This is a genomic window from Xenorhabdus indica, from assembly GCF_014467235.1.
GTDB classification, from domain to species: domain Bacteria; phylum Pseudomonadota; class Gammaproteobacteria; order Enterobacterales; family Enterobacteriaceae; genus Xenorhabdus; species Xenorhabdus indica.
This window is the reverse complement of record NZ_NKHP01000080.1, coordinates 1-1,254: the sequence shown is the minus strand read 5'-3', so window position 1 is coordinate 1,254 and position 1,254 is coordinate 1. Positions and strand designations below refer to the sequence as shown.

At 43.5% G+C, this 1,254-nt stretch carries 2 protein-coding genes and 1 pseudogene; all 3 read left to right on the top strand.

Going from position 1 to position 1,254, the window contains the following annotated elements; all coding sequences use genetic code 11:
* On the top strand, positions 1–289 hold a 289-nt coding region (locus Xind_RS19520), incomplete at its 5' end, for a hypothetical protein (protein ID WP_246432639.1).
* 84 nt (positions 290–373) lie between these two features.
* Positions 374–823, top strand: a pseudogene (locus tag Xind_RS19515) (SAM-dependent methyltransferase); the annotation flags it as partial.
* A 98-nt stretch (positions 824–921) separates the two neighbouring features.
* Positions 922–1,254, top strand: a 333-nt coding sequence (locus Xind_RS19510; RefSeq protein WP_246432637.1) for a zinc-finger-containing protein, incomplete at its 3' end; no start/stop codon positions are given.

The window sequence follows — 1,254 nt, the reverse complement described above, 5'->3', positions numbered from 1 at the left end:
ATATATGGCAATAGTTCAGTACTACGTAGCTTACAGTAAAGAAACAATCCCCGATGAAGTATCGGAAGGTCGTCGCTACGAACTTGAAGCAGACAACAACTATAGTGCCGATGATGATGACTTTGAATCCTGTTTATATGATTGCGCCTATGATTGGTTAGATAATCATGATGGCTGGGAAAATAATTGGCCTCTGTTATTTATGTTATGGATTGGCGATTTATACATAGGAATGTTTGAAGTTGAATGCGAATACGTTCCTGATTTTTCTTCTAGTCAAGTTGGTTAGTTCAAGCCAAAACACCCAACCCTACACCCTATCACTACGCTGCTGTGCGGCGGGAGAATTATTGTGCCACCAACCATATTGGATATGTGTTGCGGCAGCCGGATGTTTTGGTTCGACCGCAATAATCCCAATGTTATTTTTTGCGATATCCGGCGAGAGCGTCATATTTTATGCGATGGCAGGGAGTTGAATATTGAACCGGATATCATCTGTGATTTTCGCGCTCTACCTTTTGCCAACAACACTTTTCAGTTAGTTGTATTTGACCCTCCGCATTTGGAAAGAGCAGGTGAAAATGGCTGGCAACGGAAGAAATACGGCGCACTAAATAAAGGTACATGGAAAGAAGATTTAAGTCAGGGCTTTAGAGAAGCGTTTAGGGTATTGCGACCAACAGGAACACTGATTTTCAAATGGAATGAAACGCAAATAAAAACTAGCGAGGTACTGGCTTTGGTATCTCAATCACCATTGTTTGGCCACCCGTCAGGAAAAAGGGCAAATACACATTGGGTGGCATTCATGAAGGAGAATTCCTCATGCAATACACCCCGTGGAACCCCAACCCCAGAGCAATTCAAAGAGTCAATGATCAACTGCCAATCCCAACTAAATGTCACTGCTGTCACGGATTGGTCACCATAGCCCATCACGAAGAAGTGTTTGGGCGTATCCAGAATAACAACAAATGGCCCTGGTTATATCTGTGCACTTCATGCGGTGCGCGAGTCGGTATGCACCCTTACACCGATATTCCATTGGGCTATTTGGCAGATAAGCAGACACGGATAGCCAGAAAAAAAAGCAAGGAAAAATTTGAACGAATGCGGCAACTCAGTAACTGGGAACGCACGGATGCGTACCGATGGTTAGCATGGCAGTTAGGTATCAGTTTCAACAAGTGTCACTTTGGCTGGTTTGATACTGATATGTGTAAGAAAGCAGAGAGTATATGCAGGAGGTTT